General features: G+C 72.1%; 9 protein-coding genes. 3 read left to right on the forward strand and 6 right to left on the reverse strand.

Features of this window, described 5'->3' with window-relative positions; translation table 11 throughout:
• Positions 1-254 precede the first annotated feature (254 nt).
• From OG520_RS25100 to OG520_RS25110, 3 genes are all read left to right on the forward strand, one after another.
• A complete protein-coding gene (locus OG520_RS25100; RefSeq protein ID WP_406014675.1) occupies positions 255-1,337 on the forward strand; it encodes a glycosyltransferase family 39 protein in 1,083 nt (360 codons plus the stop codon).
• A 72-nt stretch (positions 1,338-1,409) separates the two neighbouring features.
• Entirely contained in the window at positions 1,410-2,924 is a 1,515-nt protein-coding gene (locus OG520_RS25105) for a methyltransferase domain-containing protein (RefSeq protein ID WP_406014676.1), read from the forward strand.
• Positions 2,925-2,994: 70 nt separating this feature from the next.
• Positions 2,995-3,369, forward strand: a complete 375-nt coding sequence (locus OG520_RS25110; protein WP_399332024.1) for a hypothetical protein — start codon at positions 2,995-2,997, stop codon at positions 3,367-3,369.
• A 91-nt stretch (positions 3,370-3,460) separates the two neighbouring features.
• Here the strand turns inward: OG520_RS25110 and OG520_RS25115 are convergent, their stop codons facing one another.
• The 6 genes from OG520_RS25115 to OG520_RS25140 all read right to left on the reverse strand — a co-directional run bounded on the left by OG520_RS25115 (position 3,461) and on the right by OG520_RS25140 (position 15,747).
• Positions 3,461-5,632 carry a CDP-glycerol glycerophosphotransferase family protein gene (locus OG520_RS25115; protein ID WP_406014677.1) on the reverse strand — a complete coding sequence of 724 codons (2,172 nt, stop codon included), beginning with the start codon at positions 5,630-5,632 and terminating at the stop codon, positions 3,461-3,463.
• 62 nt (positions 5,633-5,694) lie between these two features.
• Positions 5,695-8,019 carry a CDP-glycerol glycerophosphotransferase family protein gene (locus OG520_RS25120; RefSeq protein WP_406014678.1) on the reverse strand — a complete coding sequence of 775 codons (2,325 nt, stop codon included), beginning with the start codon at positions 8,017-8,019 and terminating at the stop codon, positions 5,695-5,697.
• A gap of 182 nt (positions 8,020-8,201) precedes the next feature.
• A complete protein-coding gene (locus tag OG520_RS25125; protein WP_406014679.1) occupies positions 8,202-9,113 on the reverse strand; it encodes a carbohydrate ABC transporter permease in 912 nt (303 codons plus the stop codon).
• A complete protein-coding gene (locus OG520_RS25130) occupies positions 9,110-10,528 on the reverse strand; it encodes a carbohydrate ABC transporter permease (protein ID WP_406014680.1) in 1,419 nt (472 codons plus the stop codon). The genes OG520_RS25125 and OG520_RS25130 overlap by 4 nt, the downstream gene beginning before the upstream one ends.
• 4 nt (positions 10,529-10,532) lie before the next feature.
• The gene (locus tag OG520_RS25135) at positions 10,533-11,894 is read right to left on the reverse strand and encodes an ABC transporter substrate-binding protein (RefSeq protein ID WP_406014681.1); all 1,362 of its coding nucleotides are present in this window, start codon (positions 11,892-11,894) and stop codon (positions 10,533-10,535) included.
• A gap of 142 nt (positions 11,895-12,036) precedes the next feature.
• Positions 12,037-15,747: an FHA domain-containing protein gene (locus tag OG520_RS25140; RefSeq protein ID WP_406014682.1), complete on the reverse strand. Its 3,711-nt coding sequence runs from the start codon at positions 15,745-15,747 to the stop codon at positions 12,037-12,039.
• Between the last annotated feature and the right edge of the window lie 307 nt (positions 15,748-16,054).

Here is a 16,054-nt window from a genome sequence, read left to right on the forward strand (position 1 = left end):
TTTGCGCGAATATGCAGCGCATTCAAGTAATGGTCCATACAAGTGCGGTCATCGTTGCGTTGCTCAGCGTCTTCTGGTTGCTACGTTCTGCTTTCATGGGTATCCGAATGCGATGCGAAACCTGGGACGTGCCACGCGCAAGGGCGGCGGTGCTCATTGCCGCGGCTGCGGGTCTTCTCACCCGAATGCTGATCGCGGCGAATATGCCGGGCCCGGCCGACGTGCGAATCTTTCATGGTTTCGCAAAGGCGATCGTGCGTTACGGGCCCATTCGGATTTACGAACAGCCGCTGCCGGGACTGCCCGTCTACAACCACCCGCCACTGGCCGGCTGGATGCTTCTCGGCCTCAATGAACTCTCCGAACTCGGCATCCCGTTCGGAACGCTGATCAGATCGCCCGCCTCGATCGCCGACTTCTTCTGCGCGCTCATCGTGTTCGAGATCGTGCGCCGGCGCGCTTCCCTCGGTGCCGCCGTCGCCTGCGGTGTGGGCGTGGCCGTCAGCCCCGTGTTGATCGCCACCTCCGGCTATCACGGCAACACCGACGCGGTCGCCATCACCTTCGCCCTGGCCGCCGCCCATCTGCTCGTCGACCGGAAGGCGCCGCTGGCCGCCGGGGTGGCCGCCGCGCTCTCGATCAGCATCAAGTTCATCCCCGTGGTGGTGATCCCGGCACTGTTCCTCGTCGCGCTGCGGGCGGGCCGGCCGGCGTTCGTCCGCCTCTCCGCCGGGTTCGCCGCCCTGGTCGCCCTCGTCTGGGGGCCGGTCCTGGTGACCGTGCCGGAGAACCTCAAGGAGAACGTCCTGGAGTACGCGGGCGGCGGCTACCGGCTCTGGGGGCTCGTCCGCTTCGCCGACATGTTCGGCCTGCCGCAGTCCTTCATCACCTACATCGAGGGCGACGGCCACTTCTTCTTCGTACTGGCCTGCGTGGCGGCCGGGGTCTGGCTCGCCCGGCTGCGGCCCGCGCAGCTGCCCGTCGTCGTCGCCGTCACGATGGGCCTCCTGCTGCTGCTCTCCACCGCGTCCGCGCTGCAGTACCTGACCTGGGCCGCCGCCGGGCTGTTCGTCGTCGGGTTCTGGGAGGGCGCCGCGTACAGCTGCCTGCTCGGCCTGACAGCGGTCCTCGGCTATCAGGGACGCTCCGCCGTGCGCTGGAGCGAAACGGTGCTGCACCTCGGCGAGGCCGGCTGGGTGGTTCTCGCCGTGGGTCTCGGCAGCGGAATCCGCAAGATCCTCGCCACGCGATCGGACCCGCCCGGACAGCCCCCCGTCGAGGGGACCCCGCTCATGGCGCCCCGCACCTGTCAGCCCACCGGTTCCGCCATCAACTGACCGCCCCGAGCACTGAGCACCGCCCCCCCGAGCACTGAGCACCGAGCACCGAGCGCAACTGGAGAACGCCCCGTGAAGGAAAGCCCGAGCCCCAGGATCGGCATCCTGGTGGTCGCGTACAACGCCGAGACGACGCTGGAGAGGACCCTCGACCGCATTCCGGTGGACTTCCGGTCCAAGGTCGCCGAAGTCCTCATTCTCGACGACGCGAGCCATGATGCGACCTTCACCGCGGGCTGCCGCTGGTCGCAGACGGAGGGAATGCCGCGGACCGTGGTGATGCGGCACACCAAGAACCTCGGATACGGCGGAAACCAGAAGGCCGGATACGCACTGGCCGCCGAACACGGACTGGACATCATCGTGCTGCTGCACGGCGACGGACAGTACGCCCCGGAATTCCTGCCCGACATGGTCGCGCCGATCGAACGCGGCGAATGCGAGGCCGTCTTCGGGTCGCGGATGATGAAATCCGGCTCCGCGCTCAAGGGCGGCATGCCGATGTACAAATGGCTCGGCAACCGCATTCTCACCCGCCTGGAGAACACCCTTCTCGGCTCGCAGCTCACCGAATTCCACTCCGGATACCGCGCCTACAGCGTCGCGGCACTCAAGAAGCTGCCGATCCACCGGAACACCGACGCGTTCGACTTCGACACCCAGATCATCGTCCAGCTGCTCAACGAGGGGATGCGGATCAAGGAGATCCCCGTCCCCACGTACTACGGCGACGAGATCTGCTACGTCAACGGCATGAAGTACGCGAAGGACGTCGTCAAGGACGTCCTCGAATACCGGCTCGCCGTCAAGGGATTCGGCACCTGCGGCTGGATCCCCAAGCCCGTCGAGTACGCGTTCAAGGAGGGCGACGGCTCCTCGCACGCCGTCATCCTGGAGAAGATGCGCAGCCTCCCGCCCGGCCGCGTCCTCGACCTCGGCTGCTCGGGCGGCCTGTTCGCCCAGCGCCTGGAAGCCCTCGGTCACGAGGTGACGGGCGTGGACTACATCGAGGTCCCCGGCGTACGCGAGAAGTGCACCCACTTCCACCTCGCCGACCTGGAGGAGGGGCTGCCGGTCAAGATCGGCGCCGACTACGACTACGTGGTCGCCGGCGACGTCATCGAGCACCTCTCCCGCCCGGAGCGGGTGCTCGCCGAGGTCGTCGAGGTGCTGCGGCCCGGCGGCCATGTGCTGCTCTCCGTACCGAACTTCAGCCACTGGTACTCACGGCTGCGGGTCGCGCTCGGAGTCTTCGGCTACGACCGGCGCGGCATTCTCGACGAAACGCATCTGCGCTTCTTCACCCGGGCCAGCCTGCGCCGCACGGTCAGGGACGCGGGCTACGACGTCCTCGACATCGCGTCGACCGGGGCCCCGTTCTGGGCGCTGCTCGGCGGCGGACCGCTCCCCGCGGTCCTGGGCGGAATGTCGAAACTGCTCACCCGGATCCGGCCGACGCTGTTCGGCTATCAGCACGTCGCACTGCTCACCCCGCATGCGGCCGAGACGATCATCGCTGGAGAGCACGTCGATGTACAGGACATCCTCAACCGACAGTACGCCCCTGCCGACCGGGTCGGCGTCTGAGGCCGCCGTCCCCCGTCCCACCCCCGCCCCGGAGTCGGAATCCCCGGCCGCCGCAGTCAGGAGCAAGGTCTTGACCCTCCCCAGTCTGATGCTGCTGCTGTTCGCCGTGTTCTCGTCGGCGGGCGGCCAGATCATGCTCAAGCACGGGATGAAGAGCGCCGCGGCCGCCGCGGGACACGGCGGCGGATCCCTCGCCCTGCGCGCCGCGACCAGCCCCTGGGTCGTCCTGGGCCTGGTGGTCTTCTCGGTGTCCGCCCTCGCCTGGATGGCGACCCTGGCCAAGGTGCCGCTGTCCATCGCCTACCCGTTCAACGCCCTCGGGTATCTGCTGATCGTGCTGGCCGGGGCGACCGTGCTGCACGAGCGGACCTCGATGTGGACCTGGGGCGGCTCGCTGCTCGTGGTCATCGGCCTCGTCACGGTGATGGCGGGCCAGCAACGCTGAGAGCCTGCCGGGTGACCTCGGACCGGGCGGCCACGCTCGGTCCGAGGTCACCCGACAGGCTCTGAGGCGCCGCCGTCGGACGGGTTGCCCCTCAGGCCCGTCCGACGACCGGCTCCGCCTCGCCCAGCAGCACCTGCCGCACCACCCGCTCCGCGGCCCGCCCGTCGCCGTACGGACAGAACCGGGCCCGGAACGCGGCCCGCAGTGCCTCGTTCTCCGGGCTCCGCCAGCTGCCGTCGAGGAAGATCCGGGCCAGCCCGTCCGTGGTCGTGGAGATCGCCCCGGGGGTGTCGCCGGGCGCACCGGACAGCAGATCGAAACAGACCCCCCGGACCGTGCGGTACGTCTCCCAGTCGGGGGCGTGCACCACGATCGGCCGGTCCAGATGGGCGTAGTCGAACATCACCGACGAGTAGTCCGTCACCAGCGCGTCCGCCGCCAGGCACAGCTCCTCGATCCGCGGATGCTCGCAGACATCGATGAGCGAGGGGTGGTCCGGCAGCCCGGCACCCTCGTAGAAGTAATGGGCGCGGACCAGCACCACCGACTCCGGGCCCAGCGCCTCGCAGAACCGGGCCAGATCGAGCCGGCTGGTGAACGCCGTCTCGTAGTCGCGATGCGTCGGCGCGTACAGGATGGCGCGCTGTCCGGGGCGGACACCGAGGTCCCGGCGGATCGCCGCGATCCGGTCGCCCGGAGTCGTCGCGAGGACGTCATTGCGCGGATAGCCCGATTCGAGGGACCGCGCCGCGTTCGGATAGGCGCGGGCCCACACCTCGGTGGAGTGCGGATTGGCGGAGACGCTCCAGTCCCACCGGTCCACGCGCTGGAGCAGCCGGTCGAAGTTCAGCCCCTGGGCCGCCGCCGGGTAGTTCTGCTGATCGAGCCCCATGATCTTCAGCGGGGTGCCGTGATGCGTCATCACATGGACCTGGCCGGGGCGCTTGACCAGGTGGTCGGGGAAGTTGACGTTGTTGAAGAAGTACGTGGCCCGCGCCAGCACCTGCCAGTAGCGGCGGGTCCCCGGCACCACGTGGTCGACGCCCTCGGGCACCGAGCCCACCTGGTTGCGCGACACCACCCACACCCCGCGCACCTGCGGGGCCAGCTCCCGGGCCTTGCGGAAGATCGCCTCCGGATTGCAGCTCAACCCGCGGTTCCAGTACGCCGCGTAGACGGCGAGCCCGCCGTCCAGCGGGAGCCTGCGCTGCCACCAGTAGTAGTGCCCGGGGAGGCTGCGCCGGGCCCGCGCCCGGACCGCGCCGGGTGCCGCCCGCAGGCTCCGGCGCAGGGCCAGCACCGTGTCGAGCGCACCGAGCGCGGCGTACCGGCCGCCGCCCATCAGCCGGGGCCGAAGCCCCTGGGCACCGCCCTGGAAGCGGTGCTCCCCGGGCCGGTGCGCACGGTGGAACGCCGCCACGGAGCGTACGTAGCGCCTGCGCCGCCGGGTCACCGACGGGTATCCGGCAAGGAGTTCCTGGACCGCCCGCTCGAAGAGCAGGGTCCGTACGGGAGCCAGCGGCGGCCGGTCCCGCACGAACTCCATCAGGGCGGCGTACGCCTCCACGAGCTGGTGCGGTGCCGAGCCGTCCGCCGGTTCCGCCGCGTCGGCCCCGGGCGGCCGGCGCCGGCCGCGGTGCTCGACGCAGGGGGTGGCGAGCACGGCGACGGACTCGGCGGCGGCGAGGGTCTGGAACGCGTACATCCGCTCCCCGTGCTGCCCGGGACCGAAGCTCAGCTTCTCGCCCTCGTGGAGGGTGCGGCGCACGGCGCGGTTCCAGGAGACCGGTGCGATGTCCAGCAGCACGGGGTGCTCGGCGAGGGTGAGCCGGCCCTCGGGCAGCCCGTCGAGCAGCTCCAGCGAACGGGTCGGCCGGGGGCGGCCGCGGAAGGGCCGCCGGTGGTGGCCGAACAGCAGCAGCTCGGGGTCACCGGTCGCCTCCAGGCGGTCGGCGACGGCCTGGAGGGCGCCCGGCAGGTGGATGAAGTCGCCCTCCAGGAAGAGGAGGTAGTCCCCGAGGGCCCGCTCGGCCCCGGCATTGCGCCGCCCGTCCGCACCGGCCCCCGGCGGCAGATGGATGGCCTGCACCCGGCAGTCCCGGGTGGCGAACTCGTCGAACAGCAGCCCCGAACCGTCCGGCGCCCCGTCGTCGACCCCGATCACCTCGATGTCCGTGAACGACTGGGTGAGCACCGACTCCAGGCACTCGCGCAGCCGGCCTCGGACACGACGGACGGGGACGATGACACTCAGCCGGGGCATACGGGCTCTTTCTCGGACACGGATCCAGCGGATGCGACGGACCTGACTGATCCACGGGGCGCTCAGGGGTGGTTGGTGGGCCGGGCACCGGCGAGGCCGAGGTCCGCGGACGCCTTCCGGTCCCCGGGCACCGCGGCGGTGGCCGGTACGGGGGCCGGTACGGGGGCCGGGAACCGCGCCGGGTTCCCCGCCGCCGGCGCGGGACGCCGCCGCTCCGGCGGAATCGCGGGCGGCTGCACGGCGGTGTCGTCGAGGAAGACCCGGCGCACCACCCGCTCCGCCGCGAACCCGTCGTCGTACGGGCAGAAGCGCGCCCGGAACGCCGCCCGCAGCCGGGCGGAGCGGGTGCCGCACCAGTGGCCGGTGGCGAAGACGTCGAGCAGTTCGTCCTCGCTGTGCGCGATTGCGCCGGGTGGGCAGGAGTGCAGATCGAAGTAGGTGCCGCGGGCCGCTTCGTACGCCTCGCGGTCGCCGCAGTGGAGGACGATGGGCCGGTCCAGATTGGCGTAGTCGAACATCAGCGAGGAGTAGTCCGTGATCAGCGCGTCCGAGGCGAGCGCGAGCGACTCGACGGAGGGATGGCCGCTGACGTCGATGATCCGGGGGTGCGGTTCGCGGTCCATCGGGGCGTCGTACGAGTAGTGCGCGCGGCTCAGGACCACGTAGCCCGGACCCAGGACCCGCAGCACGCGCGCCAGATCGAGAGCGGGGCACTGGGCGCGGCGGTAGTCCCGGTGGGTGGGCGCGTACAGCAGGGCCACCCGGCCCTCCGGGATGCCGATCAGCTCGCGCAGCCGCGCCACGTCGTCGGCGGTGGCCCGCTGGTAGACGTCATTGCGCGGGTATCCGTACTCCAGCGTCGCGCAGTTCGCGGAGGCCGACGGGTAGGCCTTCTCCCAGACGAGGGTGGAGTGCTGGTTCGCCGAGAGGGAGAAGTCCCACTTGTCGACATTGGCCAGCAGTCGGCCGAAGTCCGTCGCGCGGGCCGCCGCCGGACGGTCCTGGAGGTCGAGACCCATGGTCTTGAGCGGGGTGCCGTGGTGGGTCTGGAGCAGCACCTGGCCGCGCCGCTTGACCAGCCGCCGGTCGAAGTTGACGTTGTTCACCAGGTATCGGGAGCGGGCCAGCGCCCGCCAGTAGCCGTACGTCCCGGGGGTGAGCCTGCGGGTCGCGGTCGGCACGGTGTGCGCGTCCTCGGGGCGGCAGATCCAGGCGGTCCGCAGCCCGGGGACGAGCTCGCGGGCCTTCGCCTCGATCGCCGCCGGATTGCAGGCGTAGCCGCGGTGCCAGTACGCGGCGAACACTGCCCGGTCCGCCTGGACGGGCAGCGTCAACTGGACGCGGTAGTAGGCATGGAGCGCGACCGCTCGCACCGTCCGCCGGACCGCCGCGGCGATCCGGCGCAGCCGGCCGCGGAGCGTCTGCGCGCTCCACAGTGCTCGGTACGTGCGGTGGGCGCCCAGCCGGATCAGGCCGTGGCGCAGCCGGGCGCGGAGCGGGACGGGGGCGCCCGGGGTCCGGTAGCGGCGGGAGTGGGCGCGGGCCCGGCGCAGGAACTCGCCGTGCCCGCCGCGCGGCAGCCGCCCCCGGGTGGTGAACAGCGTGGAGAAGTGGTCGAGCATCCTGCGGAAGATCACCGGCCGCCAGCGGGCGAGCGGGGGGCGGGCGTCGATGAACGCGAAGACCCGGTCGTACTGCTCGAAGATGTCGAAGTGGCTGCGGCTGGTGGTGGACAGGATGTTGCCCCGGCGCCGCTGCCGGTAGCCCACGCACACCCGGTCGAGGACCGCGATCGAGCCGGCGGCCATCAGTACCGGGTAGGTCCAGGGCGTGTCCTCGTAGTAGCCGGGCGGAAAGGTGAACCCCTCGGCCTGGACGAACGCGCGGCGGTACGCCTTGTTCCAGGCGACCATCAGCACCTTCAGCAGGGCGGGCCGGTCGGCGAGCGTGAAGGCGGGCGGGCCGGTCTCGGCGAGATGCTCGGCGTAGCTGTTGCGCACGCTCTCGCCCGTCCAGTAGGTCCGGGCGTAGTCGTAGACCAGTACGTCCGGTTCCCCGGTCGCTCCGATCCGGTCGGCGACGGCCCGCAGGGCGCCGGGGGTCAGGGTGTCGTCGCCGTCCAGGAAGACCAGGTAGTCGCCGGTGGCCTGCGCGATCCCCGCGTTACGGGCCCGGCCCAGGCCCACGTTCTCCGGCAGGTGCAGGGCCCGCACCCGGCGGTCGCGGGCGGCGAACTCGTCGATGACGGTGCCGCAGGCGTCCGGTGAGCAGTCGTCCACGGCGATGATCTCGAAGTCCTCGAAGGACTGGGTGAGCACCGAATCCAGGCTCTCGTGCAGATACGCCTGAACCCGGTACGCGGGCACGATGACACTGAACCGGGGCACAACACATCCATGGGTCGTTCGCTGCGCGGGCGGGTGGTCCACAAACGCCCCATGGAGTGACCGGGTTACGTCAAAACGTGGCAAATCCACGAAATGGCAGGTGGGGCGGGGTTGCCGTGAAGGGCAACCCCGCCCCGTGTTGACGTACAGCTGTGCGCATTACGCCACCGCTTGCTCGCGGCTCACTTCACCGCGCCCGCCATCACGCCGGAGACGAACTGGCGCTGGAAGGCGAAGAAGACCGCCAGCGGAATCACCATCGACACGAAGGCACCGGGCGCCAGCACGTCGATGTTGTTGCCGAACTGTCTGACCTGCTGCTGGAGGGCCACCGTGATCGGCGGCGAGTCCGAGTCGGCGAAGATCAGCGCGACCAGCATGTCGTTCCAGACCCAGAGGAACTGGAAGATCCCGAGCGAGGCGATCGCCGGACCGCCCAGCGGCATCACGACCCGGGTGAAGAGCCGGATCTCGCCCGCCCCGTCCAGCCGGGCCGCCTCCAGCAGCTCCCTCGGGATCTCCGCGAAGAAGTTCCGCAGCAGGAAGATCGCGAAGGGCAGACCGAAGGCCGTGTGGAAGATGACCACGCCGAAGGTCGTCTCGAAGATCCCGACCGCACCGAAGAGCTTGGAGACCGGGACCAGGGCGACCTGCACCGGGACCACCAGCAGCCCCACGACCACCAGGAACCACCAGTCGCGGCCGGGGAACTCCATCCAGGCGAAGGCGTACCCGGCCAGTGAACCGATCACGACGACCAGGACGGTCGCCGGGACGGTGATCATGACCGTGCTCAGGAGGGAGTGGGTGATCGTCGAATTGTCCAGCAGTCGGGAGTAGTTGTCGAAGGTGAGCTGGGACGGGGCCGTGAAGACCTTCCACCAGCCGGTCGCCGCGATGTCGTCCGCGCCGCGCAGCGAGGACAGCAGCAGACCGATCGTCGGCATCAGCCAGAACAGGCCCACCAGCACGAGGAAGATCCGCATCGCACCGCCGCCGGCGCGGGCGGCGAGGCGTGCGCCGAGGGACCGCTCGGCCTTCACCGGAACGTCTTCGGCCGTCGTGCTCGTGGCCGTGGTCGGCGCTGTCGTCATCGGCGCCCCTCCTTCCGGATCCGGCGGATGTTGACGTACATCACCGGGAGTACCAGCAGCAGCAGGAGTACGGCGATGGCGCTGCCGATCCCGAGGTCCGCGTCCGTGCCGAACGAGGACCGGTAGAGCTGGAGCGCCAGCACGTTCGCGTCGTCCTGCGAGGAACCCGGCGCGATGATGAAGACCAGGTCGAAGATCTTCAGCACGTTGATCATCAGCGTGACCAGCACCACCACGAGCACGGGCGCGAGCATCGGCACCGTGATCCGGCGGAACACCTGCCACTCGTTCGCGCCGTCCACCCGGGCCGCTTCGAGGAGTTCACGGGGCAGCCCCGCGAGCCCCGCCGCGATCAGCACCATCGCGAACCCGGCCCACATCCAGACGTAGGAACCGATGATCCCGGGGGTGACGAGGGTCGGGCCGAGCCACTCGACCCCGTTGTACGGCTCCTTGAAGTTCGAGGCGGGGAGCCGGAGTCCGGCGCCGTCCGCCGACGCGGGCAGGGTGAACGTACCGTCCGCCGCCGCCGTCGCCGAGGCGACCACCTTGCCGTCCTTGACCGCCTCGACCTTGAGGCCCTTGAGCCCCAGCTCCTTGGCGTCGATGACATTGGGCCGGCCGCCACCGCCCTTGGTGAAGTCCAGCCACGCGGTGCCGGTGATCTCGCCGTCCGCCGCCGCGGCGGCCTTCGCGGGCTTCGCGTCCTTCGGCATGTTCGCCGGGATCACACCGACCAGTGGCAGCTGCACGGGCTGCCCGGCCCGTACCGGCGCCTTGGTGACGAAGGAACCGCCGTCGCCCGCCCTGAGGGGGTGGACGGGCAGCGGATGTGCCTTCGGGTACCCCGCCGACTCGGAGAACGTGTCGTGCACACCCACCCATACGGCGTTGGCGACCCCGCGCTCCGGAGCGGCGTCGTACACCAGCCGGAAGATGATGCCGGCGGCGAGCATGGAGATCGCCATCGGCATGAAGACGACCAGCTTGAACGCCGTGCCCCAGCGGATCCGCTCCGTGAGCACCGCGAAGATCAGCCCGAGGGCCGTGGAGACCGTCGGGGCGAGCACGACCCAGATCGCGTTGTTCTTGACCGCCGTACGGATGGTGTCGTCCGTGAACAGCGCCTTGTAGTTGTCGAGTCCGGCGAAGCCCGTACCCGTCTGGTCGAGGAACGACCGGTAGACGGAGTACACGATCGGATAGACCACGAGCGCGCCCAGCAGCACCAGCGCGGGTGCCAGGAAGAGGGCCGCGAAGAGCCGGCGGGTGCCGGTCACGCTCCGGCGGCTGCGTCCCGGGCCGCCGGACGGCGGATCGGACGGCTTCCTGGGCGCGGGCACCGACGGCTCCGCGGACGATTGCTTGTCGGCGGGGGGCACCGCGTCGGCGCCCCCCGCTGCGGCTGTCGTCATCCCGTCAGCTCTTGTACGCCTTGGCCGCGTCGGACTCCAGCTTCGCTTGAGTCCCCGCGATGTCCTTCGGGTTCTTCAGGAAGTCCTGGAGGGTCTTCCATTCGCCCTTGCCGGGCGTCCCGCCGAACGACTGCGGTGCCTGGTCGGACATGTCGAACCGGACGGAGTCACCGGCCGAGATCAGCGCCTGCGCCATCGTGCGCTGCACCTCGTTCGGGTACGCGGAGGCGTCCAGGGACTTGTTCGGCGAGATGAACCCGCCCTGCTCGGCCATGATCTTCGCGGCGTCGGCCGAGGCCAGCCAGGTCAGCAGGGCCTGGGCGCCCTTGCCGTCCTTCAGCGCCACCGCCGCGTCGCCGCCGGTCACGACGGGGGACTCGGCGCCGACCGCCGGGAACGGGAACACCTTGGCGTCCGTCCCGATCTTCGACTTCGTCTGCGCGATGTTGACGCCCACGAAGTCGCCCTCGAAGACCATCGCGGCCTTGGGCTGGTCACCGCCGGTGAACGTCTGGGTGACCGAGGCGGGGAACTCCGTCTGCAGGGCGCCGTCGGCGCCGCCCGCGATCAGCGAGGGCTTGCCGAAGAGCTGCGCGAGCGTGGTCAGCGCGTCCTTGACGGACGGGTCCGTCCACTTGATCTTGTGCTGGGCCAGCTGGTCGTACTTCTCCGGACCGGCCTGGGAGAGGTAGATGTTCTCGAACCAGTCGGTCAGCGTCCAGCCGTCCGCGCCACCGACCGAGACCGGGGTGACACCCGATGCGGAGACCGTCTCGGCCGTCTTCAGGAAGTCCTTCCAGGTCTTCGGCTCGGCCGCGCCCGCGTTCTCGAACGCCTTGGCGTTGTACCAGATCAGGGACTTGTTGGCGGCCTTGAAGTAGACGCCGTACTGGGTGCCGTCGACCGCGCCGAGGTCCTGCCAGACCTTCGCGTAGTTCTTGGCCAGCTGGGCCTTGGCCTCGGGGCCGACCGGCTTCGCCCACTTCTTCTGGGCGGCCTGCTGGATCGCGCCGACCTGCGGGATCATCGCGACGTCCGGCGGCTGACCTCCCGCGATCTTCGTACCGAGGAAGTTGACGATCGGGTCCTGCGCCGGGACGAAGGTGACCTTCGCGCCCGTGCGGTTCTCGAACTCCTTGAGGACCTTGACGAAGTTGGCCTGCTCGGCACCGGTCCAGACGGCCGCGACCGAGAGCTTCTCGCCGTCCAGCTTGGGCAGCGCGACGCTGGAGGGGCTCCCCTTGCCGCTCCCCGAGCTCTTGTCCGGCTTGTCCTTTCCGCCGTCGTCACTGCAACCGGTGAGGGCCAGTGCGCCGACGGCGGTGAACACCGCGGCGGCCCTGCTGATCCGAAGGGTTGTGCGCATTGCTTCCCCGTCTCTCACATCGTTGTGTGCGCACAGTCCTACGCCCGGTGCACGGACGCCGCAATACCGCTTCTCGTGTCAACTCCTTGATCGTGATGGGCTCGTGACGCGATGTCAGTGGATGTCCGGACCCGACAGCCTCTCAGGAGTGGACGGGCCCGAACGGGGCTATCGGCTCGGCGTTCACCGAACGGGCCGCCCACTCCAGCGCACTGGCCAGCAGCGCCAGGTCGGTCGGTCCGTTGCCCAGCTCACGGACCGGGCGCCGGGTCGGCGGATCGCCCATCCGCTCCCACTCCAGCGGCACGACGGTGGGCCGCAGCGTGGCGGTGCGCGGGATGCGACCGGTCACCCGGCCGCCCTGGAACGGCGTCACCCGCCCGTCCGGATGCCCGAGCCGGCCCCGTCCGGGCGCCGGGCCCTCCGGCGACGGCGGGACCACCGGTGCGTCCAGCACGATGCGCAGCCGGGCCCCGTGGGCCAGGTCCGTGTCCTCCGTACGGTCCGGGCGGGCGGACGCCGCGACCAGGTGGACGCCCAGCCGGCCGCCTTCCCTCGCCACCGCCTCCAGGGCCCGCACCACCGAACCAGCGGCGGGGCGGCCGGGGCTGCCGAGCGCCGGGGCGACCAGCGCGTCGAAGTCGTCGACCAGGACGACGAGCCGGGGCAGCGGGGACGGCCCGGGGGCCGAGGAGCGGGCGGCGGGGCGCAGCCGGAGCGTCCCGCTCATCGGGGCGTCCACGTCACCGCGCTGTTCCGCGGTGGTCGGCGGGCGCTGGCCGACCATCCGCCGCGCCACCTCGTGCCGGTGGTGCCATTCGGTGAAGTCGTACGGGCCGAGCAGCTCGGCGCGGCGCTTCAGCTCACCGCCCAGCGCCTGGGCGAACTCCCGCATCCGCACCGGATCGGAGGCCACCAGGTGCGTGAACGCGTGCGGGAGCTCGGTACAGGGGCGAAGGCCCTCGCCGCGGTCGCCGCCCGCGCCGTCGACCAGCAGGATGCCCAGCAGGTCGGGCCGGGCCGCCGCGGCGAGCGAGGCGGCGACGGCCCGCAGCAGCTCCGTGCGTCCGCTGCCGGCCGGTCCCTCGATGAGGAGGTGGGGTCCCTCCTCCGCCAGATCCACGCTGACCGCGCCCCGGGGCCCGGCGCCGAGCACCACCACGGGCCGCCCGACGGCCGCGGGTGTGCCGGTGTCCGGGTCGGCGCCCGGGTCCGCTGCCGCCCCGGCGGCGGTGCGTCCGGCCGCGGCGGCGCTCTCGGCGCCTCGCGCGGCGACCCGGGGAGTGTCGCCGCCGCGCGGCCCGCTGACCCGGTTCGAGCCGCGCCCGGACCCGGCGGACCGGAGACTGTCGGCGCCCTGGACGTCGCCGGCGCGGTCACCGTCGCCGGCACCGGTGCGGTCACCACCACCGGCCCAGGAACCGGTCCCGGTCCCGGGAACGGTCCGCGAGCTCGGGGTGTCCCCGGGCGAACTGCCGTACCGCTGCCCGCCGACCCGGCCCGCGGAACCGCCGGGATACGGGGTGCGCCCGGAGTCGGGGTACGGGGTACGGCCCGAGTCCGGGTACGGGGTGCGCCCGGAGCCGGGGGTGTCGTGGCCGTCGTCGGGGGCGAGGGGGTGGCCCGGGGTGCCGATGTGGGTGGCGTTCTCGCTGCCCGGGTACGGGGTGCGGCCCGAGCCGGGGGCGTATCCACCCGTGCCGTCCGGGCCCGGCGCGGCGCCCATGCGCTGGGCGCCCACGCGGGGACCCGCGCCGCGCGGGTACTCCGTACGGCCCGAACCGCGGGTGCCCGCATCGGCGCCGTCGTCCGCGCCGCCGCCCGCCGGTCCGCCCGTCCAGCGGCCCGAGCCGCGCACCGTGGCGCCGGGCTGGTCGTCCGCGGTGGAGGCCCAACGCGCCATCAGGGAGGCCGGGGTGGCACGGGCCAGGCCCAGCTCGTCCAGCAGACGGGCGGTGGTCGGCAGCGAGGCCGACGCCGATCGGCCGTGGGCCGTGGCCGAACCCTCCGTACGCAACGGGGCCAGCGCCCGGCCGAACCGCTCGGCCCAGTGCGCCGACACCGCGTCCACCGCGGCGACCGTGCCGCGGCCCGCGGCCCGGCCGTCCGCCGTCCGCAGCAGCCGCAGGGCCGTCGCCACATCGCCGCTGAGCATCGCCACCGCCCCGCACTCGCGGAACGCGATCGAGGCGTGGCAGGCGGCCTCGTACGTCGCCGCGACCGGTGAGGTGGGTGTGGCGGCCGGGGTCTCGGCCAGACAGATCAGATGGATGCCGGCCGCGGCACCGGCGGCGGCCAGCCGGGCGGTGTTCTCGCGCAGTGCCGCCGAGCCCGGGTCGCCGTCGACGATCACCACGGTGTACGGACCCGCGTACCGCTCCGCGGCCTCGGTGACCGTACTGCGGTCCAGGCTCGCCCAGCCGGGCCCGAGCGGACCGTCGTCCAGCCGGCGCACCAGCTCCGTCACGCGGGCGGTGGCCTGGTCGCGGTCGTACGCGAGGAGCAGCCGGCAGTCCTGGCCGTGCATCGGCCGCAGATGGGGCAGCCAGCCGAGCCAGGCCCACTCGCGCCTGCGCTCGTCCGCGCCGCGGGCGCGGTCCGTGCTGATCAGGACGATCTCCAGATCGGCGGGGGAGTGCAGCGCGGCGAGCTGCGCCACTGTGGAACGGGCGAGTCCGGCCAGCCGGGTCCGCGGCCCGGCGAGCCCGAGCGAACCGGCCTCCCGCAGCCCCACCGTCACCGGCACGGCGGGCAGCTCGGCCCGGTCCGTCGTCCCGAGGCGCACCACGAGCGCCTCGGGGTGGGTGGTGCCGCGCTCCCACAGCCGGGGGCCGGGGCCGAGCGCGGTCAGCAGCACGGCCGCCGGGTCGGGCCAGACGCTCTGCGCGGCGGCCCCCGACGGCGCCGCCGGGAGGGCCGGGAACGGCGGCTCGGCCGCGCCCGCGCCGTCGGGCGTCGCCTCGTGCACGGGCTCGCCCCTGTTGCCCGCGAGTCTGCGCGCCCAGGCACCTATCCCGCCCCGTCGCGGCGTCCCGTCGTCCGGGACGGGGGCGGGGTGCCCGGAGGAGGACGCCCGGCGGGCGCCGGTCCGCCCGTCGTCGCTCCCGTACGCGTGACCGGTGCCGGAATCCCCGTGGGGGACGGGCCCGGGGCCGGGGGAGACGGCCGGGGCGTATCCGTGACCGGAGCCGTCGTCGGCGCCGGCCGTGCCGGACACCCGCAGATGACCCTCACCGTCCGGGGCCGTCGCCAGCGTCGGCGCGGGCGCGCCGGAGGTCAGCCGGAGCGTGGACTCGCCGAGCCGCAGCAGCGCACCGGGCTTCAGCCGGACCGGGCGGTCGCGGACCTCCGTACCGTCGAGCAGGGTGCCGTTGGTGGAGCCGAGGTCGGCCACCGAGACCTGGCCGTCGGCGGAGACCGTCACCGCGCAGTGCAGCCGGGACACATCGGGGTCGTCGAGCGGGACGTCCGCGTCGGCGGAGCGGCCGATCCGGATCCGGCCGCCGTGCAGCAGATGGACCCCGCCCGCGTCCGGCCCCGCGACCACGTGCAGCCGCGCCGGGACGGCGTCGTCCACCGCCTCGTCCTCGCCCGGGACCTGGAGCGAGAGCATCGCTCCGTCCACCAGCGGTGGTTCGCCCAGCGCGCACCGCTGGGCGTCGAGCCGCTCGCGCCCGGCGAACAGCACCACCGCGCCGCTGCCGAGCGAGCCGTCGGGCCCCAGGACGGCCGCGGCCAGGTGGGACGCCACGGTGGCGAGCGCCGTCCCCGAGGGGGCGGTGACCAGCACGTCGCACGCGCGCGCCGGGGTCTGGCCGCTGCGCGGCGCGAGGACGGTCAGCCGGATCTGCATCGCCGTCAGCGGTCCCTTCTGCGCGGGGCGCCGGGCAGGGGAAACGCCCTGTGATTCCCCCCACCCGACACGGACGCGTCGTCCGGTACAGGTTCGTCACGTGCCGCAGGGCTCCCGACCCCACAGTTCCGTGCTGGAGGCATCCTCGCACCTGCCACCGACAACACGCCCGGGGGCCACCGCTAAGTGATCTTGAAACGTCGGCTGTGCGCCCATAAGTGCCTGCTTGGAACGTCGTCCACGGGGACGGAACCGTTCCGGAAGGGCGTCCGAAACGATTCGTCGCACATGAGTGCGGCAACCATTC

This window comes from Streptomyces sp. NBC_00984 (genome assembly GCF_045162475.1).
Classification (GTDB): domain Bacteria; phylum Actinomycetota; class Actinomycetes; order Streptomycetales; family Streptomycetaceae; genus Streptomyces.

Bases quoted from the DNA above. Each gene is read 5' to 3' on its own strand.
- OG520_RS25125 (WP_406014679.1), bottom strand. From the start codon at position 9,113: ATGACGACAGCGCCGACCACGGCCACGAGCACGACGGCCGAAGACGTT.
- OG520_RS25115 (WP_406014677.1), bottom strand. From the start codon at position 5,632: ATGCCCCGGCTGAGTGTCATCGTCCCCGTCCGTCGTGTCCGAGGCCGG.
- OG520_RS25135 (WP_406014681.1), bottom strand. From the start codon at position 11,894: ATGCGCACAACCCTTCGGATCAGCAGGGCCGCCGCGGTGTTCACCGCC.
- OG520_RS25140 (WP_406014682.1), bottom strand. From the start codon at position 15,747: ATGCAGATCCGGCTGACCGTCCTCGCGCCGCGCAGCGGCCAGACCCCG.
- OG520_RS25130 (WP_406014680.1), bottom strand. From the start codon at position 10,528: ATGACGACAGCCGCAGCGGGGGGCGCCGACGCGGTGCCCCCCGCCGAC.